We start from the raw sequence: 25,961 nt of genomic DNA, 5'->3' as shown, positions 1-25,961 counted from the left end.
GAGGATAGCATATACCCATGAGCCAGGCACCGCACCCCCACGAAACCCACCCCCAGATCGTCAAGCGATTGAAACGCGCGGGCGGCCATCTGAACGGGGTTATCGAGATGATCGAGGCCGGCAGGCCGTGCCTCGACATCGCCCAGCAGCTCCATGCTGTAGAGAAGGCAATCGCCCAAGCCAAGAAGACGCTGATTCAGGATCACCTGGACCACTGCCTTGAGGAAGTGGTTGGGCCGCTCGACCGCGAACGGCGGCAGTCGATCGACCAATTCAAAGAGATAGCGAAATATCTGTGATGCTGGCCATTCTCCAAAACCGAACCTATCGCCATCTTTTTCTCGCCCAGGTCATCGCACTGGTCGGGACCGGCCTTGCAACGGTCGCCCTCGGCCTGCTCGCTTTCGAGCTGGCCGGAGCCGATGCCGGCGCAGTCCTCGGAACCGCGCTTACCATCAAAATGATTGCCTATGTGACGGTCGCACCCATCGCGTCGGCTTTCGCGGAGCGCGTACCGCGCCGCGCTATGCTGGTTGCGCTCGATCTCGTGCGCGCCGCCGTGGCGGTGTTTCTGCTGTTTGTTACCGAAATCTGGCAGGTCTACGTCCTGATCTTCGTGCTGCAATCAGCCTCGGCCGCCTTCACGCCGACCCTTCAGGCGACAATCCCCGACATTTTACCTGATGAGAAGGAATACACACGCGCCTTGTCACTCTCCCGGCTCGCCTATGATCTGGAAAGCGTCGTCAGCCCAATGCTGGCGGCGGCGCTGCTTGCCTTCATCTCTTTCCATAACCTGTTCGCCGGCACGATGATCGGTTTCCTGATCTCGGCGGCGCTGGTGGTGTCGGTCGTGCTGCCGAGCCCGAAGCCGTCGCAGCCGCGCGGCATCTATGATCGGACAACGCGCGGCATCCGCATCTATCTGGCGACGCCGCGCCTGCGCGGGTTGCTCGCGATCAATCTCGCTGTCGCTTCGGCCGGAGCATTGGTAATCGTCAATACGGTCGTCTATGTGCAGGTCGTTTTCGGTCTCGACCAACAGGCCATGGCGCTGGCGCTCGCCGCTTTCGGCGGAGGCTCGATGGTCGCGGCGCTCGCCCTGCCGAAGCTGTTGGAATCGGTTCCCGACCGCACCGCGATGCTGGCGGGCGCGTCGCTGCTGGTGGTGGGAGTGCTGGCGGCGGCCGCGCTGCCCGGTTACGGCTGGCTGCTGCCGCTCTGGTTCGTGCTCGGCCTCGGCTATTCGACGGCGCAAACGCCTTCCGGCCGCCTGCTGCGGCGCTCGGCCAACCCGGAGGACCGCCCGGCGCTATTCGCTGCGCAGTTCGCGCTTTCCCATGCTTGCTGGCTGATCGCCTATCCGCTCGCCGGATGGGCCGGCGCGGCGCTCGGCCTGCCGATCACGGCCGTCATCCTGGCGGCTGTGGCCGCCGTCGCCATCATCACCGGCTTGGCCGTCTGGCCGTCAGATGACCCCGAAATTGTCGCGCATCGCCATGACGACCTTCCAGCCGACCATCCTCATCTTGCGGAAACCGGGCAAGGGCATCGTCATGCCCATGCATATGTGATTGACGATATGCACCTCGCATGGCCACGCGAGCGCTGACCGGGAACGTGGAAGACCTGCTCTCACTGGCCGGGGTGTTCGCCATAGCCTTCGTCGCCGCCACGATCCTGCCGGCCCAATCGGAGGCCGCGCTGGTCGGGCTACTGGTTCTCGGCAAGCAACCGCCTGTCCTGCTGGTGATCGTCGCGACCATCGGCAATGTGCTCGGCTCCGTCACCAACTGGCTGCTCGGCCGCTGGGTAGAGCACTACCGTCACCGTCGCTGGTTTCCGGTTAGCGAACAGGCCCTCGACCGCGCAACCGGCTGGTATCGACGCTGGGGCCGCTGGAGCCTGCTCTTGAGCTGGGCACCGATCGGCGGCGATGCGCTCACTGTGGCGGCTGGCGTCCTGCGGGAACCGTTCTGGAGTTTCCTGCTGCTCGTGACGATCGCGAAAGCGGGCCGCTACATGGTGCTCACGGTCATCACGCTAGGGCTGCTCTAATGTGGCAGCCCTATCAGCAGCTCGTAGCGGTCCAGTGAGAAACCTACCTCACTTTCGCTGACCTCATTGGATCGTTCGCCACGTCCGGCGACTGACCGAAACTGGCCGTTTATCTGCCGATGGGCATCGGGTACGGAGCGGCGTTTTTCTTCCAGTGCTCGCAGCAATGGACTTTAAGAACGAATTGCGTGGGTGAATCGCAGCGGAATCAAAGCCTCGCTTGGCGCAGCGCAGGGCCACCGCCGTTCTCCTGTATTTGCACGCCACGCTACTACGATGGTCGAAACTTGTTGAAAAGGCGCGGTTTGGGTCTCCTTTAGTTATCCCCATCCGGGGATCATCTCTCGCCTCCCCGGTGGAACGGGGACGAGATGGCAGGCATCAACCACAAACAGGCAACGGTGGACCGCGGCGCGCGCATGCTCCGGACGGCGCTCGGGCCTGCCATCTCAACCCTGCTGCAAGACCCGTCCGTCGTCGAGGTCATGCTGAACCCCGACGGCCGGATCTGGGTGGACCGGCTGTCCAAAGGATTGGCCGACACCGGCGAGACGCTATCCGCCGCCGATGGCGAGCGCATCGTGCGCCTGGTTGCTCATCATGTCGGCGTCGAAGTCCACACCCGTAGCCCACGCGTGTCGGCAGAACTGCCCGAGACCGGCGAGCGCTTTGAGGGCTTGTTGCCGCCGGTCGTGGCCGCGCCCGCCTTCGCCATCCGCAAGCCCGCCGTCGCGGTGTTCACGCTTGATGACTATGTGGCGGCCGGCATCATGTTCGCCGGCCAGGCGGAAACACTCCGCGCTGCCGTTCTGTCGCGTGCCAACATCCTGGTGGCCGGCGGCACCTCGACCGGAAAGACCACGCTGACCAATGCACTGCTGGCCGAGGTGGCGAAGACGCAGGATCGCGTCGTCATCATCGAGGACACCCGCGAGCTGCAATGCGCCGCGCCCAACCTCGTCGCCATGCGGACCAAGGATGGCGTTGCCACTCTGTCCGATCTGGTCCGTTCCTCGCTGCGCCTGCGTCCCGACCGCATTCCGATCGGTGAGGTGCGCGGCGCCGAGGCGCTCGATCTCCTCAAAGCCTGGGGAACCGGCCATCCGGGCGGCATCGGCACCATTCACGCCGGTTCCGGAATTGGCGCGCTGCGCCGCCTCGAACAACTGATCCAGGAAGCTGTCGTTACCGTCCCGCGCTCCATGATCGCCGAAACCATCGACCTCGTGGCTGTCCTTGCCGGTCGCGGTTCCGCACGGCGGCTTGTGGAACTCGCCTGCGTCGATGGTCTCGGTCCCGACGGCGACTACCGGATTTTCCCCGCCTTTTCAGAACCCGACACCACTCGCAACACTGGAGACCCTGCATGATCCGTCGTGCCTTCCGCATCCGTCGCCATATCGCAACCGCCTCGGCCGTCGCCTGGGTGAGCCTCATGACTTCCCCCGCCTGGGCTTCGGGCTCCTCGATGCCCTGGGAAGCGCCGCTGCAATCCATCCTCGAATCCGTTGAAGGGCCGGTGGCCAAGATCGTGGCGGTGATCATCATCATCGTCACCGGCCTGACGTTGGCCTTCGGTGATACGGGTGGGGGCTTCCGGCGACTGATCCAGATCGTCTTCGGCATCTCCATCGCCTTCGCCGCCAGTTCCTTCTTCCTGTCGTTCTTCAGCTTCGGCGGCGGGGCGCTGGTCTGATGGCGGTGAGCTTCGAGGCCCTCGACGCGGTGCCGGGCTTCGCGGTGCCGGTTCACCGCGCCCTGACCGAGCCGATCCTGCTCGGCGGTGCTCCACGCTCTGTCGCAATCCTCAACGGCACGCTGGCCGGGGCGGTCGGCCTCGGCCTCCAGCTCTGGCTGGCAGGCATCCTGATCTGGGCGGTCGGTCACATCGCCGCCGTCTGGGCCGCCAAGCGCGATCCGCTCTTCGTCGAGGTTGCGCGCCGCCATCTGCGCATCCCCGGCCATCTCTCGGTGTGAGGTTTGATCCATGATGAATCTCGCAGAATACCGCCGCACCGCATCCCGTCTGGCCGATTATCTTCCTTGGGTCGCCCTGGTCGGGGAGGGCGTTGTCCTCAACAAGGATGGTTCCTTCCAGAGGACGGCGAAGTTTCGCGGGCCGGATCTGGATTCCGCCGTCGCGGCCGAACTGGTCGCGGTCGCCGGGCGGCTGAACAACGCCTTCCGCCGTCTCGGCTCTGGCTGGGCCATTTTCGTCGAGGCGCAGCGCTCGGAAGCCGCCATCTATCCCGCCAGCCGGTTCCCCGATCCCGCCTCGGCGCTGGTCGATGCCGAGCGCAAGGCCGATTTCGAACAGGAAGGCAGCCATTTCGTCTCGGGCTACTTTCTCACCTTCCTCTGGCTTCCGCCCGCAGAAGGTGCCGCCCGCTCGGTGTCCTGGCTCTACGAGGGCCGCGAGACTTCGGGCGTGAACCCCTGGGAGCTGGTGCGCGGCTTCATCGACCGCACCGACCGCGTTCTGGCGCTGCTCGACGGCTTCATGCCGGAATGCCGCTGGCTCGATGACGCCGGCACGCTGACCTATCTCCATTCCACGATCTCGACCAACCGGCATCGCGTCCGCGTGCCGGAAGTGCCGATGTATCTCGACGCTCTGCTGGCTGACCAGCCAATGACCGGAGGATTGGAGCCGCGGCTGGGCAATCAGCATCTCCGGGTGCTGACGATCACCGGCTTTCCCGGCACCACCACCCCCGGCCTCCTCGACGAGATGAACCGGCTCGCCTTCCCCTACCGATGGTCCACCCGCGCCGTCCTCATGGACAAGACCGACGCGACCCGGCTGCTGACGAAGATCAGGCGGCAATGGTTCGCCAAGCGCAAGAGCATCGCGGCGATCATCAAGGAGGTGATGACCAACGAGCAATCCGCGCTCGTGGACACCGATGCCGCGAACAAGGCGGCGGACGCGGACATGGCCTTGCAGGAACTCGGCGCCGACATGGCCGGGATGGCCTATGTCACGGCGACCGTCACCGTCTGGGACGAGGATGCCCGCCGCGCCGACGAAAAGCTGCGCCTGGTCGAAAAGATCATCCAGTCCCGCGATTTCAGCGTCATGGTCGAAACGGTCAATGCCGTCGACGCCTGGCTCGGCAGCCTGCCCGGACATGCCTACGCCAATGTCAGGCAACCGCCAATCTCGACGCTCAACCTTGCCCACATGGTCCCCTCAAGCGCCGTGTGGGCGGGGCCGGAACGGGACGATCACTTCGGCGCACCCCCGCTGCTATACGGCAGGACCGAAGGATCGACCCCGTTCCGGCTCTCCCTTCATGTCGGTGACGTGGGCCATACCCTCGTCGTCGGGCCGACCGGCGCCGGCAAGTCGGTGCTGCTGGCGCTGATGGCCTTGCAGTTCCGCCGCTACGCGCGCTCACAGGTCTTTGCCTTCGATTTCGGCGGCTCCATCCGTGCCTCCGCACTCGCTATGCAGGGTGACTGGCACGATCTCGGCGGCGAACTGACCGACGCTTCCGAGACATCCGTTTCTCTGCAACCGCTGGCCCGCATCCACGAAACATCCGAACGGGCCTGGGCCGCCGACTGGATCGTGGCGATCCTGATGCGTGAGAACATCCAGATTACGCCCGAAGTGAAGGAACATCTCTGGACGGCGCTGACCTCGCTTGCCTCTGCCCCGGTCGGGGAACGCACCATCACCGGCCTCGCCGTGTTGCTGCAATCCAATGACCTGAAACAGGCGCTGCGTTCCTATTGCGTCGGTGGACCCTATGGCCGGTTGCTCGATGCGGAGGCCGAACATCTTGGCTCTGCCGACGTGCAGGCGTTCGAGATCGAGGGCCTGGTCGGCACTGGAGCCGCACCGGCGGTTTTGTCCTACCTGTTCCACCGTATCGGCGATCGACTTGATGGCCGACCGACGCTGCTGATTATCGACGAGGGCTGGCTGGCGCTCGATGACGACGGGTTCGCGGACCAGCTCAGGGAATGGCTCAAGACCCTGCGCAAGAAGAACGCCAGCGTCATCTTCGCCACGCAGTCGCTATCGGACATCGACAATTCCGCCATCGCCCCGGCGATCATCGAAAGCTGCCCGACGCGGCTCCTCTTGCCGAACGAGCGCGCCATCGAGCCGCAGATCACGGCGATTTATCGTCGCTTCGGGCTGAACGACCGGCAGATCGAGATCCTCGCACGGGCCACGCCGAAAAGGGACTACTACTGCCAGTCGCGGCGCGGCAACCGCCTGTTCGACCTTGGCTTGTCGGAAGTCGGGCTGGCGCTTTGCGCCGCATCGGCCAAGTCCGATCAGGCCCTGATCAGCGACATCCTCGCCGAGCATGGCCGCAACGGGTTTCTCGCCGCCTGGCTGTGCGCCCGCGGCGTCGATTGGGCGGCCGATCTCATCCCGGACCTCACCAATCTCGCGACCGAAAGCGAACACCTGCCGCCCGTCGTCGATGAGGACGAGTTCGGCATCATCCTGGAAGAAGAGGAGATTACCCCATGACGCGCGCAATTCCCTGGTTCACCCGCATGGCCAGCGTTTCGACGCTCACTCTTGCGCTCGCTGCGCCGCTGGCTCTTGCGCCGGTGTTCACGACGCCGGCCCATGCCTTCTTCGGCGGGTTTGGCAGGATCGTCTACGACCCCACCAACCATGCCGAGAACCTGCTGACCGCCGCCCGCACGCTGGAGCAGATCAACAATCAGATTACCTCGCTCCAGAACGAGGCACAGATGCTGATCAACCAGGCCCGCAATCTCGCGAGCTTGCCCCACAGCTCGCTGCAGGCCCTTCAGCAAAATGTCCAGCGGACCCAGCAGCTTCTCGGTCAGGCCCAGAACATCGCCTTCGACGTGCAGAACATCGACCAGATGTTTCAGCAGGATTATGGCAATCTGTCCCTTACGACCACGGATCAGCAGCTCATCGCCGATGCCCGGTCTCGCTGGGAGAATACCGTCGGGGGCCTTCAGGACGCCATGCGGGTGCAGGCCGGCGTTGTCGGGAACATCGACAGCAACCGGGCCGAGATGTCCGCGCTCGTCGGCGAAAGCCAGGGCGCGACCGGGGCGCTGCAAGCTACGCAGGCCGGCAACCAGCTTCTCGCCCTCCAGTCGCAGCAGCTTTCCGACCTGGTTGCGGTCATCTCGGCTAATGGCCGGGCGGAGGCCCTCACGGAAGCCGAGCGGGCGACCGCTGCCGAGCAGGGCCGCATCCAACGCGAGCGCTTCCTGACGCCGGGGGCGGGCTACCAGCCCGGAAACGCGCAGATGTTCAACTGAGGCTGGGAGGGCAGATCATGGGAGGGAAGGTGCTGGCCCGCATCGCGGCCATCGTGTTCGTCGCCATCGCGATCACCGCGGCGATCATCGAGATGACCCGCGAGGAAGCCCCCGCGCCAGCACCTTCCGCTCCTGCGCTTTCGCGTCAGGTCGATCCCCTGCGCGAAGGGCAGCGCCGCTGTCAGGAGATGGGCGAAGCGGCAGCCAATGATGCCGCCTGCCTGGGCATCTGGGCCGAGACCCGCGACCGATTTCTTGGCCGGACACCCGCGCAAGCGACGCCTGGCCCGGATGGGGGGCGATAATCATGGGCGGGACGGGGGTCATCGACAATTTTCTCGGCATCTTCACCAGCTATATCGACTCGGGCTTCGGCCTGCTCGGCGGTGAGGTGGCCTTTATCGCCACAACGCTCATCGTCATCGACGTGACACTCGCCGCTCTGTTCTGGGCCTGGGGCGTCGACGACGACATCATTGCGCGCCTGGTGAAGAAGACGATCTTCGTCGGGGTCTTCGCCTATATCATCTCCAACTGGAACAATCTTGCCCGCATCGTCTTTGAGAGCTTCGCCGGCCTCGGCCTCATGGCCTCGGGCACGGGGTTTTCCGCCGCCGATCTCCTGCGCCCCGGCCGCGTCGCCCAGATCGGCCTCGATGCCGGGCGGCCGCTACTCGAATCCATCTCCGATCTCATGGGCTGGATCGCGGTCTTCGAAAACCTGGTGCAGATCCTCTGTCTGTTCTTCGCCTGGGCGCTGGTGATCCTCGCCTTCTTCATTCTGGCGATCCAGCTCTTTGTCACCCTGATCGAGTTCAAGCTGACCACCCTGGCCGGCTTTGTGCTGATCCCCTTCGGTCTCTTCGGCAAGACTGCCTTCATGGCCGAACGGGTTCTGGGCAATGTCGTCTCATCCGGCATCAAGGTGCTGGTTTTGACCGTCATCATCGGCATCGGCTCGACACTCTTCGGCCAGTTCACCGCAGGCTTCGGCGGCGCGACCCCGACCATCGACGACGCCATGGCCATCGTGCTGGCCGCCCTTTCCCTTCTCGGCCTCGGTATCTTTGGTCCCGGTATTGCCACCGGCCTCGTCTCGGGCGGCCCGCAACTCAGCGCAGGGGCGGCGGTTGGAACCGGCCTCGGGGTCGGTGGAGCTGCTGTCGCTGCCGGTGGCGCGACCATGCTCGCCGCGCGGGGCGGCGGTGCCGCACTCTCGGGTGGTGCTGCGCTTACGCGCGGTGGCGCCTCGGCCGCCGGTGCGGCCTCGTCCGCCTATTCCCTCGGTTCCATAGGCGACTCCGGCGCGGCCGGGGTCGCCTCCGGGCTTGGCGGTGTGGCGCGCGCCGCAGGCTCGGCCGCGATCTCCCCCCTGAAGCGAGCAGCCTCCCGTGCCACCGACAGCGTGAAATCCAGCTACTCCGATGGCACAAAAGCCGGGTTCGCTGCGTCCGGCGGCAGCTCCTCCATGGGAACCATCGCGGGCGCGCCGTTGCCCGAACCGTCAACCCCCTCAGCCGCAGATAGCCCGCCGGCCTGGGCGCAGAACATGCGCCGCAGCCGGGCGATGAGCCACGGCGTCACCGCTGCCGCCCATGCCGTCCGGTCCGGCGACAGCCACGGTGGCGGCTCCTCCGTCAGCCTTTCCGAAAGTGACCGCACATGAACATCTTCAAACGACCGACGACCCACTACGGCAAGGTGCCGGAACCCGAAACGCCCTATCAGCGCGCCGCGCAGGTGTGGGACGACCGCATAGGTTCGGCCCGCGTCCAGGCGAGAAACTGGCGCTATATGGCGTTCGGTTCGCTGATCCTCGCGGCAGGTTTCGCTGGCGCGCTTGTCTGGCAATCCGCGCGCGGAACCGTCGTGCCCTGGGTGGTGCAGGTGGACAATCTCGGCCAGGCGCAAGCCGTCGCGCCGGCAGCGGCCGATTATCGGCCGACCGATCCGCAGATCGCCTTTCACCTTGGCCGCTTCATCGAACAGGTGCGCGCGCTCCCAGCCGACGCCATCGTCGTCCGCCAAAATTGGCTCAGGGCCTACGAGTTCACCACCGACCGGGGCGCGGCTGCGCTGAACGACTACGCCCGCTCCAATGATCCCTTCACGCGCGTCGGTCGCCAGCAGGTTGCCGTCGAAGTGTCGAGCATCATCCGGGCATCGCCGGACAGCTTCCGCGTGGCCTGGACCGAGCGGCACTACGAGAACGGCCAGCTCTCCACCGCCGAGCGATGGACCGCGATCCTGACAGTCGTGATCCAGACCCCGCGCGACGCCGAGCGGCTGCGCGCCAATCCCCTTGGAATCTATGTCAACGCGATCAACTGGTCGCGGGAGATGAGCCAGTGATCCGCATGTCTTTGAGCAAACCCGCGTTTACGGCTTCCCGCAAACCCGTATTTCTGGCTTTGCTACTCTCCGCGACGATGCTGGCAGGCTGCGCCACGAACAGGACGCCGCAATTCAGCTACGATGGGAACGTGCCGCCGCTGCCCCCTGTGCAGACGGCCACAGTGGATGACCGGCCCCGGCCCCTGCATGTCCCGCCCGCATGGACCGTGGCGCGCGGCGGCGAGGCGGCGGGCACCGCGATCGCCCGTGTCGAAAACGCCAATGCCGCCGCCCGCGTCGAGCCGCGCCGGGAAGGCTATTACAATGCCATCCAGATCTATCCGTGGAGCGAAGGCGCACTCTATCAGGTTTACGCATCGGTCGGGCAGATCACCACCATTGCGCTGGAACCAGGCGAGAGCCTGACCGGCGCGGGGCCGATCGCGGCCGGTGACACCGCAAGATGGATCATCGGCGACACCGAGAGCGGATCGGGCGCAAACCGCCGTGTGCATGTTCTGGTGAAGCCGACCCGGGCGGACATCGCGACCAATCTCGTCATCACCACCGACCGGCGCATCTACATGATCGAGCTGCGCGCGCGGGAATCGCTCTACATGCCTGCCGTCGCCTGGGCCTACCCCGCGCCGCCGCCCGGCCAGCGACAGGCCGTGCCCGCAGCGCCGATCATCCCTGCCGAGACCGCACGAAACTATCGCTACGGATTGCAAGTGCCGGGCAGCAGCCCGCCTTGGCGACCGGTCTCCGTCTTCGACGACGGCCGGCGGGTCTATGTCGTATTCCCACGCGGCATCGTGCAGGGTGAGATGCCGCCTCTGTTCGTCCTTGGATCGGACGGCGAACCGCAGATCGTCAATTCCCGCATCCACCAGAACGTCCTGATCGTGGACCGCCTGTTCGGCGCGGCCGAGCTGCGCCTTGGCTCTGGCGACCGCCAACAGGTGGTCAGGATCGTCCGCGTCGAGCAGACGCAGGCCGCAGCCCAGCCGGCCGCTGCGACCACGGGAGGATCACCCTCATGAGTGGCACCCACACTGCAGCCCCCATGCGGTTGCGCGCCGAGCCACCCCGCGTCACCCGCCTGTCTCGCAAGGTGCTGGCAGGCGCCGGAGCCGTTGCCCTTCTCGGCATTGGCGGGGCGCTGATCTACGCCCTCCAGACCCGCGATGCCGGGCCGGGCGGAGGCGAACTCTATTCGACCGAAAACCGGCCCACGGCAGATGGGCTTGCCGGCCTGCCGCGCGACTATACCGGCCCGGTCCTGGGACCGGCGTTGCCGGGCGATCTCGGCCGCCCGATACTTGAGGCGCAGAATTGGGGACAGCCGGTCGCGCCACCGACCATCACAACGCCCGCTGTTGATCCAGATGTGCAGCGGCGTCTCGCCGAGGAAGAAGCCGCTCGTCTGAGCGGCGTGTTCTTCCAGTCTGGTCCGCGGGCTGGAGCAACGCCGGGAACGACCATGCCCGGCCTCGCCGGTCTCGATCTCGGTGGTCAGGCTCCAGCGCAGGATCGTCATACCGCTTTTCTCAACGGGCCTGTGGACCGGCAAACCGTCGCCCCGGATCGCGTCGCACCACCGGCGTCGCCCTATATCCTGCAGGCCGGGGCGGTGATCCCGGCGGCGCTTATCACCGGCATCCGCTCCGATCTTCCCGGCCAGATCACCGCGCAGGTGACGGAGAACGTCTATGACAGTCCGACCGGCAGCTTGTTGCTGATCCCGCAGGGCACACGCATCATCGGCCAATACGATGACGGCGTGACCTTCGGCCAGCGACGCGTCCTGCTGGTCTGGAATCGCCTGATCCTTCCGGGCGGACGGTCCATCGTGTTGGAGCGCCTGCCGGGTGCGGACGCTTCCGGTTACGCCGGGCTTGAGGATGGCGTGGATTACCACTGGTGGGATCTGATGCGGGCCGCTGGCCTCTCGACCTTGCTTGCGGTCGGTGCGGAATTGGCCAGCAGCGACGAGGACCGACTGATCCGCGCCATCCGCGATGGCGCACAGGATACCATCAACCAGGCGGGTCAGCAGATCGTCCAGCGCCAGTTGCAGGTCGCACCGACACTGACGATCCGACCGGGCTTCCCGGTCAGGATCATCGTCACCCGCGATCTAGTATTCGAGCCGGCAGGAGGTTGGCCATGACAAAGCTGAAACTCGGCCCGCTGCCGGACGACAAGCCCGTGAAGGTGACAGTGGAGCTGCCCGCGTCGCTTCACCGCGATCTGATCGCCTATGCCGAGGTACTGGCCCGCGAGAGCAGCCAGCCCGCCGCGGATCCCCTCAGGCTGATCGTGCCGATGTTGGAGCGGTTCATCGCCACGGATCGTGGCTTTGCAAAGGCGCGAAAGATCCGCTCATGACGTGATCGGGTGTTTGGCCGGGCCGGTTGCCGCGATCATCTCCATGAGCGCGTCTATCACGCTCTGCGTCGAGTCCCACTTCGCCGCGTGGTCCAGCAGGCGGTTCTGAATGTTCAGACTGACCGCGCCATGGATCGTTGACCAGAACATGAAGCCGTAGCGTCGCAGGTCAGCGCCCGGCAAGTAACCATGCTCCTGAGATGAGCGAAGGCCGGTCAGCAGCAGACTCAGGACCTGACGACTCGCTTCGCTTGACCACGGATCATCGCTCACCCCAAGCTTCGGGGGCGGTGAGAACATCAGCCGGTACAGAGTGGGGTTCTCCAGGGCGAAGCGCGCATAGGCATAGCTGCCATCGCGCAAATAGCCGAGCGGATCGCCTCGCATCTGTTCGAAAACCGCGAACTTCTCATTGTAGAGCCGTCCAAAGCCTTCATCGCGCGCCGCGCGCAGCAAAGCATTCTTGTTACGGAAATGGCCGTAAAGGGCCGGCGCCGTGCATCCCACGGCTTGTGCCACTGCCGTCAGTGGAACACCGAAGTCACCCTGCTGTGCCAGCAGGCGGATCGTTTCCTCGACCGCGCGGCGAGGAATATCAAGTTCCTGCTCCTTCCTGGGCCGAGCCATCGGGATCCCTGCTGCAACTGTGCGTGAAAACTGAATGCGATTTATTTTTTTCGTTGACGGAGCCGATGTCAAGCAGCACCATCCCAAGAACTGAATGATATTAAGTTTGAGGCGGAGAGGAGGGGAGATGGTCGCGTACGAATCTGGGCATCATGGCGCGCGCCTCTCTTGTGGCATGCGCCGGTGCCCTCGTCGGCAGGCTGCAAACGAGCGCCGGCCAGAAGCCAACTGCGGTTCGGGATGATGCGTCATGCCTGCGCGCCGGAACAGGGACGCCCCATCTGGTAGCTCCGTCCTCGCGCGTATTGTCGAGGGCAGCGCCGGTAAGAACACAATCCGGTTGCGCCAGCTGCGGCATTTCCTTGCAGCGGCGGACCACGGGAGTTTCCGCAAGGCAGCAATCGCGCTCGTCATCAATGAATCATCGGTCAGCCGCCAGATCCGCGACCTTGAGGATGAATTGGGTGCTTCTCTTTTCATACGACATTCGGGCGGGGTGCGGCTGACAGTCGCCGGGCAGGAGTTTCTGCGCAGCGCCCGGCATGCCCTTCGGCAGATCGACATCGGCGTGACAAAAGTCGCTGCGGTTGGCCGGGCTGACCAGGGACTGCTCAAGGTCGGAATTTTCTCGTCGCTGGCGTCGGGGTTTCTGTTTGACCTCCTGCGGAAGTTCGGGAGGCACCATCCGACGGTTCAGATCGACCTCATGGACGGAAATCCTGCCGAGCATGTCGCGGCTGTCCGGAAGCTGGACCTGGACATCGCCTTCATTACCGGAACCGCTCGCTGGGATGGCTGCGAAACGGAGCATCTCTGGTGCGAACGGGTCTTTGTCGTGCTGCCGACCGACCACCCGCTGGCTGCCAAAGCCCAACTCGGATGGCCTGATCTGACAGGTGAACGCTTCATCGTGAGCGATGTCGCACCGGGCCAGGAGATCCACGACTATCTGGTCGCTCACCTTGCCGGTCTCGGTCATCACCCTGACATTCACTCCCAGCATGTGGGCCGCGACAACATCCTGTCGCTGGTCGCGGTCGGTCGTGGCCTCACCTTGACGAGCGAAGCCACCACCGTCGGGCAATTTCCGGGGATCGCATTCCGGCAACTGGCGGACGAAGTGTTGCCGTTCAGCGTGGTCTGGTCTGATCAAAACGATAACCCGGCCTGCCGACGCTTGTTGAGCATGGCTCGCGCGATGGGGAAAGCTTCTGTGCTGTCACAACCACCTCTCTGAGGATGGCAACCCTCGAAGCAAGAATGTCGTGGGGCTTTCCTCTGGCTCGCGTGCTCTCGAACAGCAACCACCTTCAGATCCGACGGATAGTCTCACCTCCGCCGGATGCGCGCCGCGATAGCCCAGGCGCTCGCCCCTTCGGACGACATTCGCAGTGGAAACAACTATCAGGAACCCCTGTTTCGATCATGACGTGCAGCGATCCACTGGCCGAGACTCTTCAATTCGGCCGCGCTGAAGCCCGTGGCCATCGCATCGGCAGCGCGCTGCATCATCGCCCGATCGTCCGGGGCCGTGGACTTCGCAGGCCAGGACGATCGAAAGTGCTCGCAGGCATGGCTGAACCCGGCCGCCCAGTTCCGCATGGCCATCTGGCTGCGCCCGGACATTGCGGCCGTGAATTCCGCAGGCTTGTTCGCTTGGTCTACGCAGGCGTTCGCGCGCATCAGGATCAGATCGGCGAAGCGCTGGATACTGTCCGGCGTCAGGTTTCCAATGGCGCTGCCGAGGATTTCGGGCAACCACCTGTTGGGCGCGATCACCTTCGGCGCGATGGTGACCGACATCAGGAACCCGTCGATCCAATCCGCCGTGATCGCCGAGCCCTTCACGAGGCGTGCCAGTTCGCCCTTCCGCTCCGGCTTTGGCGAATCTGCCTCCGCCTCTTCCACCCATTCCTCAAGCGTGGCATCCTGATCCACGTCCGGATCGTCGAACACCCACGCCTCGATTGTCTGGTCGTGGACATCGGCCATGACCGGGATCCTCTTCAGATCGCGTCCTTCGAGGAGCGCCACCGCCGTGGCCGTGAAGCTGTTGGCGTCCGGGTGGTCGGCCGCCGTCAACACATCGGCCGCCCGCGCGACAAGTCGCGCCCAGAAGTCGCGTCGGGTCTCGAGCCATCGCCACAGCGCCGAGTCCAGCGCGCGCGGGCTGTGGCGGCCCTCGAGCACCTCATGCGCATGATCGCTTTCCTCGAACCAGCTCTGGACGATCTCATGGCGATCCCACCAGCCCTCGCTGGCATTGATCAGCTTGCCTCGCGCCTGCGCCGAGAGACCGCGTATGCGATCCGTGACGGGCAGCGCCGCGATCAGGGCCTCGGTCGTGACCGCTTCCGGCCGCAGCTTGTCGAGGCCACAGAGTTCCGCCACCTCGATGAGCCCCGCGGCCGGGGGTTGCCCTGCTGCAAGGCCATCGGCCAGCGCCATGGCGAGGCTGCCTTCGAGCCATGAGAGGGGCACCTTGACCGCGCCGGTTTCCTGGCAGATGCGGCTGATCAGCGCCTTCTGTTCGCTCGCCGACGTGCAGGGCACGGTATAGGCGTCCTTGACCCCGTGGCCCTGCTTGAAGAGCAGCATCGCGGTCTTGCGGCTTCCGCCCGATTGTAGTGCGATCATGACGCTTTGCGCGCCGCCGCCATCGGGCAGTGTGGCCATGACCGAATTGATGGTCCACCGCCTGGCTGACGCGCCGGTCGCCAGACCCGACCGCATGGCGAGTTTCAATGCCTTGTCCACCGAGGCGCGGGCCTCGCCCTGAGGCATCCAGCTGCGCAGGATCACCATCTTGCTCGCTATCTCCTGCGAGAGCGTGCCTGCCGCGGCGCGTTCGCTCAGCGCCCGCGCAGCCGCAGCGCGGGCCGGTGCAGCGGGATCGAGCAGCCAGAAACATGCCAGCTTCGCATGGATCGGCTCCGATCGTCCAACCGACCATGCGATGACGTGCTCGCGCATTGCCGACGGCATTGCCGGGAACGTCTCCGTCAGCGCGGCATGCAGCGCGAGCGCATCGCCTTCGGTCTGCTCGATCAGACTGCGGAACAGATCTTCCAGCGCCGCCTCCGCCGCGACACGATCCTGCTGGGCAGGGTCGGGCGCTGCGAGCATCGTATCGGCGGAAGAAACCTCCAGAGATGCGGGTGCGGGCAGTCCGTTCCTCGTCCATGCGCTTGCAAGAAGCAGGCGGTGGAAGGGGCTCAGGCGCCCCTGGCCAGAAGCCAGTTCGACCGCATCCGTCACTGCCTCAAGAAAGGTATCACCTCGCTTCTTTCGGTTCTCCCTGGCGATACGCGCGGCATCCAGTGCCGATGCCAGCAATTCGGTGAGTGGCTCCAGCTCCGGGGCGTTCTCCTCCGTGGCGCAAAGAATGGCGATCAGGCGTCCACCCAATGCAGGCCGATGCAGCATCGTATAGCTTGCGCGGTCGAGAACCTCGCGATGTGCGTTGTCATCGTCCCGCAGCCGCGTCAGTTCCGCTATCGCCGTTTCGATCTGCCCGTCAGCCACGCCGCCCCGCTTTCTGTATCAAGCTGCTACTTCGGTCACCAAAAATTGCGCTGCCAGTCTTGTCCTTGAGAAGATAAGCAACCAGCTCCTATTACTCGACAGACTTTTCGATGAATCCGAGGGTGTTGGCGTTCTCGACCAGCGTCCGGACCTTTGCGCGATCAAGGCCCGAGGGGATTTCCGCCTCGATTTCGAGCCGCAGCTTCACATCGCTGCCAGGGATGATGGTGAGTTGTTCGACGATGGCCTCCACGATCTGGTGCATGTCTCGCGCTGGCCTGTCGGCAGATACCATCACCGTTCCGGCAAATCGGGTTGGCTTCTTCTCCGTGGTAGTGGGTTCTGATGCACCGTCGGTGGTCTGGGCACCGCCAGCTTCCCCTGTGGTCTCGGCCGCCTCACTGGGATTACGAGTCGGATCAGGCAGCGCAGGAGACGGACGATGCGCCTCCGCGACGTCCGGTTTCACGATGATGCTGTCGCTGTCGATGACCACCATGGCGTTTCCGGTGTGCGAAATCGCGAGACCCAGATAGGTGTCCGTCTTCTCGTCCCACCGCTCCGCATAGGCGAAGGGGCCGGGCAGCATGCCACTAACGGCGGCCTGCACGGCCTTGATCAGCACGTCTTGGCCCTTGATGCGCGGCAGATAGATGTAGCGATTGAGAAACTCTCGCAGCTCCTTCAGGGACAGATGAGGCTTGCCGTTCCAGATGTATTTCTGGAGATCACGGTCGAGGCGAGACGGCCCCAGCTCCACGAGCAGGCCTTCTTCGGCAACCAGCTTCTTGCTGGCGCGCGCCAGCAGCCCGTCCTGCGCCGGGAATTTTCCCGACACCCATTCCCAGTCAACCTGGGCGCTCTCCTGGGCGGGATAGTGCAAATAGCACCATGCCTCTTTCAGGCGCGTCTTCATCGTTTCATTGGCCTCGGACAGCTTGGCCTTGGCCAGCGCACTATCGCTCTGGGTGAGGTTGAGCCGCTCGGTGTCCCGGACGATCTCGCCCCAGGCGAGCGATGTGCGCACGGCATCCTTCAGGTTGTCGAGTTGCCGGCTTTCCGCCGCGATGAACACCAGCATGTTGCGATAGACGCGCGGTGTGCTGCCGCGCTGCATCAGGATGTCTTTGGCCTCGACCAGCGCGTCCGAGCCGTCACGGCCATTGTGGGGATGTTTGACACCCAATACGACGGCACGCACACCGCCCGCTTCATCGGGGACTTCGGCGGATGAGGCCGGCGCGACCTGCACGGCGTCGAAATGCCCGCGATCGGCGAGGCCATTCACATATTTCCCGAGTTCCGCGTCGATTGTCACATCGACCAGTGCCGCTTCGATCTGTGCCGCCTTGTCCGCTGCGATGCGATTGAGGCTGGCCGACATCGAGTACCAGTAGCGGCCAAGATCGGCGTGCATGAACTTGGCCTGATTGGTCAGCCGTCGCATTGCATCGCCGAAGATCGCCGGACGCTCGCCCGGTTGAACGACCCCGAGATTGATCTGCTTGTCGTCGAGGCCGGTATTCTGCTGCTGGTGCGTCGGAGCTGTGCCCATGAAGATCGTGCGCGCAACGCGCCGGGTCGCCGAATAGCGGTTCAGGTTCGGTGCCGACTGGTCGATCTTGTATGGCGTGGATGCCGTGCCATCGACATCGCCGGCGATGATCGACTGCCAGGTCACGTCGAGATAATGCAGCAACTCCGGCTCAACGCGCGGCGAACTGACCGACACGCTGCCGGGCATGATCATCACCGAGGGGTCACCGCTCATCCAAAGTTCGTGAATGGCCTGCGCCATCAGGCGCAACACGCCGCGTGTGCGTTGGAACTTCTCCAGCGAGCCCCAACTCGTATAAAGCTGATCGAACAGTTCGGGATGGATCGGATAGGCTTTTTCCAGCTTGCGCCGGTAGTCCTCATCCGCGCAGCCCTGCGGGAAGTCGTTGGCGTTTTCCCGGTACAGCTTGGCGAACTGCTTCAGTGTGTTGTCGCGGTGATGGAACTTGTCGCCCGGGATTTCCTTGAACAGCCGCCGCCGGACGATCTCATAGCTTTCTTCCTGGCTTGCCGGTCGCCATGAGGATTCCACGCGACTGAAGGTCTGCTTCAGGCGCGCCAGCGCCTCCTGACCGCCTTCGCCGCCGACCTCGATCTGGGATGCCGGGAGCGAGGCCACCAGCAGCGTGCCGGGACTGGCCTTGACCGCCTCGGTCAGTGACTGGACGAAAGACAGGTTCGCATCAAACGAACCGGACGGCAGTCCCTCGACCTTGTAGATCTGCCGCAGATAGGCGACCCATTCGTCGATCAGGATCAGGCAGGGCGCGTATGTCTTGAAGAGCGTCTCAAGCAGGTTCGAGCCCGGCGCGATACCGCTGGCATCGTTCTCTGCCACCATGTCGAAGCCTTCCGGCCCGCCAAGCTGCCATGCCAGCTCGCCCCAGGTCGTGCGGATCTTCCGACCGCCCTCGGCGTTCAGCACGTCCTGCGGGCCGCGTGACGTGCCGACCAGCACCGCACGTTTGATGTCCTTCGGGACGCTCAGCCCCTGCTTGTCCAGCAACTGGTCCAACCCCGACAAATCCTGCACCGGCGTCGGGCCTGCCATGTGATAGAGCGCCAGCATCGAGTGCGTCTTGCCGCCGCCGAAATTGGTTTGCAGTTCGACGACGGGATCGCCGCCGGCAGCCGACAGACGCTTGGCCGCGCCGATCAGCAGCGTGCTCAACCCCTCGGTCAGATAGGTCCGGCTGAAAAACTGCTTCGGATCGCGATACTCAGCAGGCGCGCTGCCTGAATGCACCTTGGCGAGGTCGGCCGCGAACTCGGCCTGCTGGAAGTCTCCGGTGGCCACATCATCATGCGGCTCGACCACCTCGCGCCACGGCAGCAGGCCCGCCACCGTCTCGACCGAGATTTCCAGCCGCTGGCTTTTGCGCCGCTCCTCGTTACGCGCCAGTTCGGTGAACTTGGTGCGCAGGATGGTGTCGCGCATCTTGCCGATCTCGGCGGCGATCTCTCCGGCGCTGATCGACTCCATCAGCCGCCGCATCGTATCCAGCGCGCGCTCGGCGTCGTCATAGGTGAAGGTCTCGTTATGCGAGAGCTTGTTGCGTACATCCAGCAGTTCCGACACATAGGACCGCTCGGGGAACCCGAGGACCGTGGCGAAGGCCTCCTTCCAGAAGGCCATCATGGTCTTGAGCAGCCCCTGCTGATCCCAACCCACATTCCCGGTCGAGTTCGGACGCAACCCCTGAACGCGCTGGACCACCTCAAGCTGCCAATGCCCCTTGATCGCGGTTTCCAGCCGCTTCTCGACAAAGGGGATCAGCGCCGTCGGGATCAGCTCCATCCCTTCGAAGACGTATTGCCGCGTGCTTTTGGCCATGTTCCGGCTCCCCTCAGAATCCCATGCGGATCTGGCGATCCCCGCTTGTGTCGTGAATGCCCGCAGCCGCCTTGGTCAACTCGGCCCAGTCGGCGATCAGGGCGTTGTAGGCCGTCGCTTCCTTCGCATCCTTCCGCTTGTTTGCGCTGATGTCGTAAAGGCAATAGGCTAGGTCTTTCACTGCCTCGGCCTGGCTGCCGATCTTTTTCAGCAACACGGCGGTGTCGTGCGAGATGCCGTCCCTCTCATGCGCCTTGACGAGGTGCTGGAGGCATTCCCACACCGTCAGGTGGCCATCGCTTTCCGGCTCCCAATCCTCGGCAAGCTCGTCGCGGGTCAGGATGCGGACCTTGCCGGCGGCACTTTCCACGATCCCGGCATGTTTCACGCTTTCGACCGAGATGCCGCGCGCACGGGCGAGGTTGTCGGCCACGCCGTAATCGCCCTTGCCATTCCCGTTCTGCTGGAACCAGGTGATGGCAAAGCGGGTCTCGGAATCGAACTCGCCCTCGATGCCGCCGAGATATTCGTCGAGTTCCCGGTTGATCAGTTGCAGCGCGGTCTTGACGCTCATCGGGCTATCGTCGGATTCCAGCACCGCCTTGTAGCGCGAGAACACGCCCATGCCGGGGCCGATGGCCGATTGGGGCATGTCGGCAGGGGCGATGTTGGCGGCCTGAAGCTCGGCGATGGTGGGGGGCAGTTCGCGTTTCAGTGCGCGGATGAACTCGGCGCGGGTGATGACCTCGGCCGAGGCGTCCTTCTTGCGGCAGACGAGGACAACCGAGTTGGCGAGGGCGTTGGTACCTGAGGCGATCATGCGGTTCGCCATTTCGGTGCGCATCGGCCAGGTGCCGACGACGGCATAACCGGCTTCGACCACGGCTTGCAGGAAGGTGGCCCAGCCGGTGGAACTGATACCTTCCTGCGCAACCTCGCTTTGCTTGAAAGCGTAATAGATGGACGCCGGGAACTGATCGGAAGACTGTTGGGCCATGTTGGCAATCGCTTTGCCCATACCATCAAGAAAGAAGGTCTCGGCGGCCTCTTTCCCGCCGTGGCGATAGGGTGTGGCGACGAGTTCTTCCGATTTTGGCGTAGCCAGAACACCAAAGATGTCACCGAATACAGGTCTGATGGCTGGTTTCATCCAGCAGAAAAAGAAGTCCGACAGATCAGCGTAGCCGATATTGTCGTAATATGGCGGGTCAGAGGAAATCACCGTGTTTGCGGGATACTGGACGGTCTGTGCGTCGTGCTGCACCTCAAATCCCGCAGCCGCTGGCACGAGAAGCTGGACAGATTTATGGACCCAATCAACATTGTTGAGGAAATTGCCGCTTGCCTTCGAGAATGGGTTTCCCTCGGCAAAATCCCACGTCATTGGAATTGCTTGCCGACCGAAGGTATTCCGCAGCGCCTCCATCTTGGGTGAGGAATCCCATGTGCAAATGCTTGATCCACGATCAGCAGACCGATTGAGGGCAAACGCCAAATACACGCTTACCGCCTCGGCATAGGCTTTAGCGCCTTTGCCGGTGTCGCGGAGCGGGGTTTCGTCGGGGTCCATCCCGGCGGCGAGGGCGTCCGCCTCGAGCTGCGCCCGCGCCTCATGCACCAGATCGCTGAACGTGTTCAGCGCAACAAGCTGTCGGTCGGTGAACAGTTTTCCCCACTGATCCAACCCGTAAGCATGGCAGGTTCCCCCAGTCAGACGGGCGGGCGTCTCACCTGACAGGAAGGTTTCCCGTGCTTCCTTCGCGATGGCCGCTGCCTCGTGGGTGAACGCGGTAGCGATATGTTCGTCGTTCGGCGCGACATAGCGCCTTCCGCCTTTACCCTCGGCGACGATGGCCATGAGGGTTTGCCCCATCCGGCCAGCCTTGCCCATTTCCTTCACATAGTCGCCGGTGATGGCCGATCCCGACATGAGGCAAGTGAAGTTTGCTCGTGAGCCTTTAGTTCCGCTTTTCGCTGCCGCAAGCTCGGTCTTCGTCCCGCCCTGCCGGATACGATAGCTGATGGTCTTGGCGTGACGGTCCACGACGGGCTCGACCCAAGCCTCGCGCCCGGCCTTGGAACTCAGCAGAAAGCTCGACGCAATCGGCACCTGCACATCGGCAAAGGCCGGATCCGGGCTCGGCACCGTCCGCGCCCAGATCCAGGCGATCACCGTCGCCTTGCCGCCGCCATACTCTTTCGGTAGGTCCACCTGCGGGTAGAGATGCCCGATGCGCTCCCACGCCTTCTCGCGCATCCATTCGCCGTAGTATTTCAGATCCTCGGCCAGCCCTTCGGCGTTGCGGTAGAACGACCGCTCCTTGATGCCGGGGTGGATGGGGGGCATGTCCTTGAACTTCGGCGGAATCTCGATCATCGCCTTGCCGATCATCACCGCCACCGGGTTCAGGTCGGACCCATAGGCGGGCAGGCCCAGCCGCTGCGCCTCCAGCGGGATCGACCCGCCGCCCGAGAACGGGTCATAGACCGGCGGCAGCTCGTCCCCGCAAGAGCGTCGGATTTCCGCCCGCGCGCGCTCCAGCACCTCTTCGTTGGTCGAATTCTCCCATTTCACCAGGTCTTCGATGATGGCGAACAGCCGCTTGCGTTCGGCCTCCTGCGCCTCGGGCGTGGGGAACTGGTCGGGCAGGCTAGACGGATCATCCACCAGTTGCGCAAACAATACCGCCCGGCACGCCGCCAGCGGCCGTCGCGCCCACCACAGATGCAGGGTGGAGGGATGCCCATGCCGGATCGACTTCTCCCGCGCCGAGGCGGCGTTGATGGCCTCAAGCGGGATGGCGACTTCGATCAGTTTCTTCTTATAGGGTTGGGTCATGCGGGCACCTCTGCCCGCTCCAGCAGGCGCTTCAGGTTGAACTGGATCGCGGTGTGTTCGAACGCGGGTTCGTGGTCCGACAGCGCGCCGCGAACATAGCGCGGCTGATTGGCATAGCCATCACTGATCTGGACGATAGCGAGGATGTATTTGCCCGGTTCATGCAGCGAGGTGATGATTTCCTGCCGGGTCAGCATCACCGTGTCGGCGCCGTCGATCCGGCCCTTGACCTCGATGAAGCGCAGATGCCCGGCGCGGGGATCGTATGAGGCGATGTCGTAGCCGATCTTCTGGGTCGAGACGTCGGTGGGCTCGTTGCCCAAGGCGCGCTCGGCCGCCATGACGGCCTCCATCGCGGCAAGTTCGATCGCACGGCGCGCGGCGGGGTCTTCGGCGAAGTGGCTCGGCACACCCGGTGGGGTGGTGGCCCGGCGCGCGTCCAGAAGTCCGCGCGGAATGACAACCATGCCGCCCCGCACCCGCGGCGGCTGTGACGAGATGAACCGCTCGCGCTCAAGCTGGTCCATGCGGCGCTTCTGACGTTCCGCCAGTTCCTCGGCCCGGCGCTGGGCGTTCTGCCAGTTCACGCGCGTCTTCTTGCCGGCCCGCTCCTCCTCTTTCAGCGAGAAGGCGCGCGAGTCCCAGTAGTTGATTTCCTTCTTCAGCCGCGCGCGGACTTCCTGCTCGACCTTTTCGATCTCCGGCAGGCGTCGCGCCTTGACCTCGGCGACGTGGCGCTGGGCCAGGTCGACTGTTGCAAAGCGGACGGCTGTCTTCTCCAGATCGGTGGTCAGCCAGTCCTCGTGCAGGAGGTCGCTGACGCTGGCAACCTCTTCGGCCGTGGCTGGTCGAAGGTTGAGGTGCGGCGCAATCCCCGCGTTTATAGTCTGGCCGGTCTTGTCGATGGCGGCGAACTGAAGCCGCTGCGAAATCACATGCGGCTTGCCGGCGCTGGTCACGCGGCCGTCCTGGACCGTGTGCTCCAGCAGGAAGATCGCTGACAATGCGTCGCCCGAATCCGTGTCGTCCACAAGGACCGCGCCCTGCCGCATGATCTGGTCATACTGCTCGCGGATCAGGCTGATCACCGCGTCGAGCAGCGGATGGCCGGGGCAGACGAAGGCAGCAACGGGCTGCTGGTTGATCTTGTCCTTCTCGAAGCAGATGCGCTCATATTGTTTCTGGATCGGCGCTCCGGTGCCGATCTGGCGATCACGCTCGCGGATGCGCGCGGGCACATGGGTGATCTCCCAGCGGCCTTCCTCGCGGCGCTTGAGACGACCGCCCAGATGCTGGAACGCTTCGACGAAGAAGCTCTGGATGTGGTGCGGCTGCAGGCGCAACGCTTCTGCGCGCTCCATTTCGAGTCGCAGTTCCGCAACCTTCGCTTCCGGCATGGTGTCGTTGGTCAGCGCCCGGCGGCGCAGAAGTTCGAGCAAGTTTGCCTGGTCAACCGCTCCATCGACCTGCTGGAAGAGGCGCGCTTTGACTTCCTCCTGCTCGCCATACTGGATCGCTTCGAACAGTAGATCCTTGAGCGCCGTTCCCTCGAACAGTTCGCCGAGGACATCATAGACACGACCGCCGAGGGCTTCGCGCGCGGCTTCCAGCTTTTCAAGCAGCCGCGCATAAACCTCACCCTCGCGCGTGTCGGCCGCGACGAGATTCCAGAGGTGGCAAACCTCGGTCTGGCCGATGCGATGGATGCGGCCGAACCGCTGCTCGATCTTGTTGGGATTCCACGGCAGGTCGTAGTTCACCATCAGGTGGCCGCGCTGGAGGTTCACGCCCTCGCCGGCCGCGTCGTTGGCGATCAGGACCAGCATGTCCTTATCCTGCATGAACCGCTCGACAACCTTGCGCCGTTCCTCGCGCGAGACGCCGCCGTGGATCACTTCCACGGCTTGCGTGTTACCGAGCCGCGCCCGCACCTTGTCGAGCAGGTAGTGCAAGGTGTCTTTGGGTTCGGTGAAGATGATCAGCTTGCGGCGATTGCCGGCGGAGTCGATCATGAGATCGTCGTCGAGAATACGATTGAGCTGGCTCCACTTCGTGTCCACGCCGGAACGCAGGACGCCAAGTGCCATCGACTCCAGGCCCTTCAGCGTCTCAACCTCCAGGGCGAGTTGCTCGACCGTCTCGGCTGTTGTCGCGCCGGTCGAGATCAGATCCTCAAGCTCGTCTATTTCCTCCTGGCCGTATTCTTCGATGTTGCCCAACATATCGGTGTTGATGGTCGGCTCGTCGAAACCGGCCCGTCGGCCCTTGGTGGCAAGGCGCGCTTCGCCCAACTCGTTCTCCAACCGCTCGCGGCGGCGCTTGAGGGACTGGTAGATGGCGGCCGGCGACGAGGCGAGGCGCCGCTGAAGAATCTGCAAGGCGAAGCCAACATTATTGCGCTTCTTCCCATCCCCCTCAGCGAAGCGCTGCACGCGGTTCATCTCGGTGCGCACATATTCGGTGACGGCGGTGTAGAGCGCGGCCTCGCCTTCCGAGAGCTGGTATTTGACGGTGCGTGCCCGCCGCTCTGGGAAGAGTGGCCGACCATCGAACTTGAGCAGTTCCTCCTTGGTCAGCCGCCGCATCATGTCTTCGGTGTCGGCATAATGGACGCCATCGCGGAACCGGCCCTCGAACCGATCGCCGTCGAGCAAAGCCATGAAGAGCTGGAAATCCTCTTCCTTGCCGTTGTGCGGCGTCGCCGACATCAACAGCAGGTGCCGGCAGACCTGACCGAGCTTCTGGCCGACCTGATAGCGCCGCGTGTATTTGACCTCGCCGCCGAAATACGTGGCCGACATGCGATGCGCTTCGTCGCAGATAATCAGATCCCATTCGCGCGCGCTCATGAGCTTCTCCTGAAGCTCCTCGTTGCGCGCCAGCACGTCGAGGCGGACGATCAGCCGATCCCGGTCGCTGAACGGATTGCCCGACCGCGAGTTCTCGATCATGTCGCGGGAGAGGATGTCGAACTCGAGATTGAACTTCTGGCCGAGTTCGTCCTGCCATTGCTCGACCAGGCTGCCCGGCGCGACGACGAGACAGCGTTCGAGATCGCTGCGGGCAATCAGCTCCTTTATCAGCAACCCGGCCATGATCGTCTTGCCGGCGCCGGGATCGTCGGCGAGGAGGAAGCGAAGCGGCTGCCGTGGCAGCATCTCGCCATAGACCGCCGAAATCTGGTGCGGCAGCGGATCGACCAGACTCGTGTGGATCGCCAGATACGGGTCGAAATAGTGCGCCAGCTTGATGCGGTTGGCTTCCGTCACCAGACGCAGCAACGCACCGTCGGCGTCGAACGACCATGGCCGTCCGCTCTGCTCTACCTCAAGCCGGTGCTCGTCGTCCCGATAAAGAACGGCCTCGGCCACCGTGCCATTGTGGTCACGGAAAACGACGCTGATCGCCTGATCGCCGATCCAGTCCACCGAGATCACATGCACGGCCTGCGCCGAAACAATGCCCCGCACGGATGCGCCGTTCTTTATTTCCTCAAGCCTTGCCGCCATTAGCCGGCGCCCC

At 64.1% G+C, this 25,961-nt stretch carries 20 protein-coding genes; 15 read left to right on the top strand and 5 right to left on the bottom strand.

Annotated features, from left to right (window positions below):
• Window positions 1–17 precede the first annotated feature (17 nt).
• The 14 genes from F8A10_RS15815 (at window position 18) to F8A10_RS15750 (ending at window position 12,057) form a co-directional block, all read left to right on the top strand.
• On the top strand, window positions 18–299 hold the full coding sequence (locus F8A10_RS15815; protein WP_058097066.1) for a metal-sensing transcriptional repressor: 282 nt from the start codon (window positions 18–20) through the stop codon (window positions 297–299).
• A complete protein-coding gene (locus F8A10_RS15810; RefSeq protein WP_058097065.1) occupies window positions 299–1,612 on the top strand; it encodes an MFS transporter in 1,314 nt (437 codons plus the stop codon). The genes F8A10_RS15815 and F8A10_RS15810 overlap by 1 nt, the downstream gene beginning before the upstream one ends.
• Window positions 1,594–2,058: a YqaA family protein gene (locus F8A10_RS15805; protein ID WP_152367864.1), complete on the top strand. Its 465-nt coding sequence runs from the start codon at window positions 1,594–1,596 to the stop codon at window positions 2,056–2,058. Before F8A10_RS15810 ends, F8A10_RS15805 begins: the two co-directional genes overlap by 19 nt.
• A gap of 419 nt (window positions 2,059–2,477) precedes the next feature.
• Window positions 2,478–3,428, top strand: a complete 951-nt coding sequence (trbB, locus tag F8A10_RS15800) for a P-type conjugative transfer ATPase TrbB (protein WP_454557392.1) — start codon at window positions 2,478–2,480, stop codon at window positions 3,426–3,428.
• Window positions 3,425–3,754 carry a TrbC/VirB2 family protein gene (locus F8A10_RS15795; protein WP_152367862.1) on the top strand — a complete coding sequence of 110 codons (330 nt, stop codon included), beginning with the start codon at window positions 3,425–3,427 and terminating at the stop codon, window positions 3,752–3,754. Before trbB ends, F8A10_RS15795 begins: the two co-directional genes overlap by 4 nt.
• Window positions 3,754–4,035: a VirB3 family type IV secretion system protein gene (locus tag F8A10_RS15790; protein WP_035746452.1), complete on the top strand. Its 282-nt coding sequence runs from the start codon at window positions 3,754–3,756 to the stop codon at window positions 4,033–4,035. Before F8A10_RS15795 ends, F8A10_RS15790 begins: the two co-directional genes overlap by 1 nt.
• A gap of 10 nt (window positions 4,036–4,045) precedes the next feature.
• A complete protein-coding gene (gene trbE, locus F8A10_RS15785; RefSeq protein WP_152367861.1) occupies window positions 4,046–6,553 on the top strand; it encodes a conjugal transfer protein TrbE in 2,508 nt (835 codons plus the stop codon).
• On the top strand, window positions 6,550–7,332 hold the full coding sequence (gene trbJ / locus F8A10_RS15780) for a P-type conjugative transfer protein TrbJ (RefSeq protein WP_152367860.1): 783 nt from the start codon (window positions 6,550–6,552) through the stop codon (window positions 7,330–7,332). The genes trbE and trbJ overlap by 4 nt, the downstream gene beginning before the upstream one ends.
• 17 nt (window positions 7,333–7,349) lie before the next feature.
• Window positions 7,350–7,637, top strand: a complete 288-nt coding sequence (gene trbK-alt / locus F8A10_RS15775) for a putative entry exclusion protein TrbK-alt (protein WP_152367859.1) — start codon at window positions 7,350–7,352, stop codon at window positions 7,635–7,637.
• Window positions 7,638–7,639: 2 nt separating this feature from the next.
• A complete protein-coding gene (trbL, locus tag F8A10_RS15770) occupies window positions 7,640–8,998 on the top strand; it encodes a P-type conjugative transfer protein TrbL (protein WP_152367858.1) in 1,359 nt (452 codons plus the stop codon).
• Window positions 8,995–9,684 (top strand): conjugal transfer protein TrbF, encoded by a 690-nt coding sequence (gene trbF, locus F8A10_RS15765; protein ID WP_152367857.1) that lies wholly within the window; start codon window positions 8,995–8,997, stop codon window positions 9,682–9,684. Before trbL ends, trbF begins: the two co-directional genes overlap by 4 nt.
• 5 nt (window positions 9,685–9,689) lie before the next feature.
• A complete protein-coding gene (gene trbG / locus F8A10_RS15760; RefSeq protein WP_152367856.1) occupies window positions 9,690–10,709 on the top strand; it encodes a P-type conjugative transfer protein TrbG in 1,020 nt (339 codons plus the stop codon).
• Window positions 10,706–11,839, top strand: a complete 1,134-nt coding sequence (locus tag F8A10_RS15755; protein ID WP_152367855.1) for a TrbI/VirB10 family protein — start codon at window positions 10,706–10,708, stop codon at window positions 11,837–11,839. Before trbG ends, F8A10_RS15755 begins: the two co-directional genes overlap by 4 nt.
• Entirely contained in the window at window positions 11,836–12,057 is a 222-nt protein-coding gene (locus F8A10_RS15750; protein ID WP_152367854.1) for a DUF2274 domain-containing protein, read from the top strand. The genes F8A10_RS15755 and F8A10_RS15750 overlap by 4 nt, the downstream gene beginning before the upstream one ends.
• On the opposite strand, the gene F8A10_RS15745 is transcribed toward F8A10_RS15750, so the two are convergent.
• The gene (locus F8A10_RS15745; RefSeq protein WP_152367853.1) at window positions 12,052–12,684 is read right to left on the bottom strand and encodes a TetR/AcrR family transcriptional regulator; all 633 of its coding nucleotides are present in this window, start codon (window positions 12,682–12,684) and stop codon (window positions 12,052–12,054) included. The genes F8A10_RS15750 and F8A10_RS15745 overlap by 6 nt on opposite strands.
• Before the next feature lie 250 nt (window positions 12,685–12,934).
• On the opposite strand from F8A10_RS15745, the gene F8A10_RS15740 reads away from it, so the two are divergent.
• The gene (locus tag F8A10_RS15740; RefSeq protein WP_152367852.1) at window positions 12,935–13,921 is read left to right on the top strand and encodes a LysR family transcriptional regulator; all 987 of its coding nucleotides are present in this window, start codon (window positions 12,935–12,937) and stop codon (window positions 13,919–13,921) included.
• A 167-nt stretch (window positions 13,922–14,088) separates the two neighbouring features.
• Here F8A10_RS15740 and F8A10_RS15735 read toward each other — a convergent pair whose 3' ends face one another.
• The 4 genes from F8A10_RS15735 to F8A10_RS15720 all read right to left on the bottom strand — a co-directional run bounded on the left by F8A10_RS15735 (window position 14,089) and on the right by F8A10_RS15720 (window position 25,948).
• The gene (locus F8A10_RS15735) at window positions 14,089–16,209 is read right to left on the bottom strand and encodes a UPF0149 family protein (protein WP_152367851.1); all 2,121 of its coding nucleotides are present in this window, start codon (window positions 16,207–16,209) and stop codon (window positions 14,089–14,091) included.
• A 91-nt stretch (window positions 16,210–16,300) separates the two neighbouring features.
• Window positions 16,301–19,600, bottom strand: coding sequence for a DUF499 domain-containing protein (locus F8A10_RS15730; RefSeq protein WP_152367850.1), 3,300 nt, complete (start codon window positions 19,598–19,600; stop codon window positions 16,301–16,303).
• 13 nt (window positions 19,601–19,613) lie between these two features.
• The gene (locus F8A10_RS15725; RefSeq protein ID WP_152367849.1) at window positions 19,614–22,439 is read right to left on the bottom strand and encodes a DUF1156 domain-containing protein; all 2,826 of its coding nucleotides are present in this window, start codon (window positions 22,437–22,439) and stop codon (window positions 19,614–19,616) included.
• Window positions 22,436–25,948: a protein NO VEIN domain-containing protein gene (locus F8A10_RS15720; RefSeq protein WP_152367848.1), complete on the bottom strand. Its 3,513-nt coding sequence runs from the start codon at window positions 25,946–25,948 to the stop codon at window positions 22,436–22,438. Before F8A10_RS15720 ends, F8A10_RS15725 begins: the two co-directional genes overlap by 4 nt.
• Between the last annotated feature and the right edge of the window lie 13 nt (window positions 25,949–25,961).

It is taken from the genome of Paracoccus kondratievae, from assembly GCF_009301415.1.
GTDB classification, from domain to species: Bacteria; Pseudomonadota; Alphaproteobacteria; order Rhodobacterales; family Rhodobacteraceae; genus Paracoccus; species Paracoccus kondratievae.
This window is presented reverse-complemented; position numbering and strand designations above follow the sequence as displayed.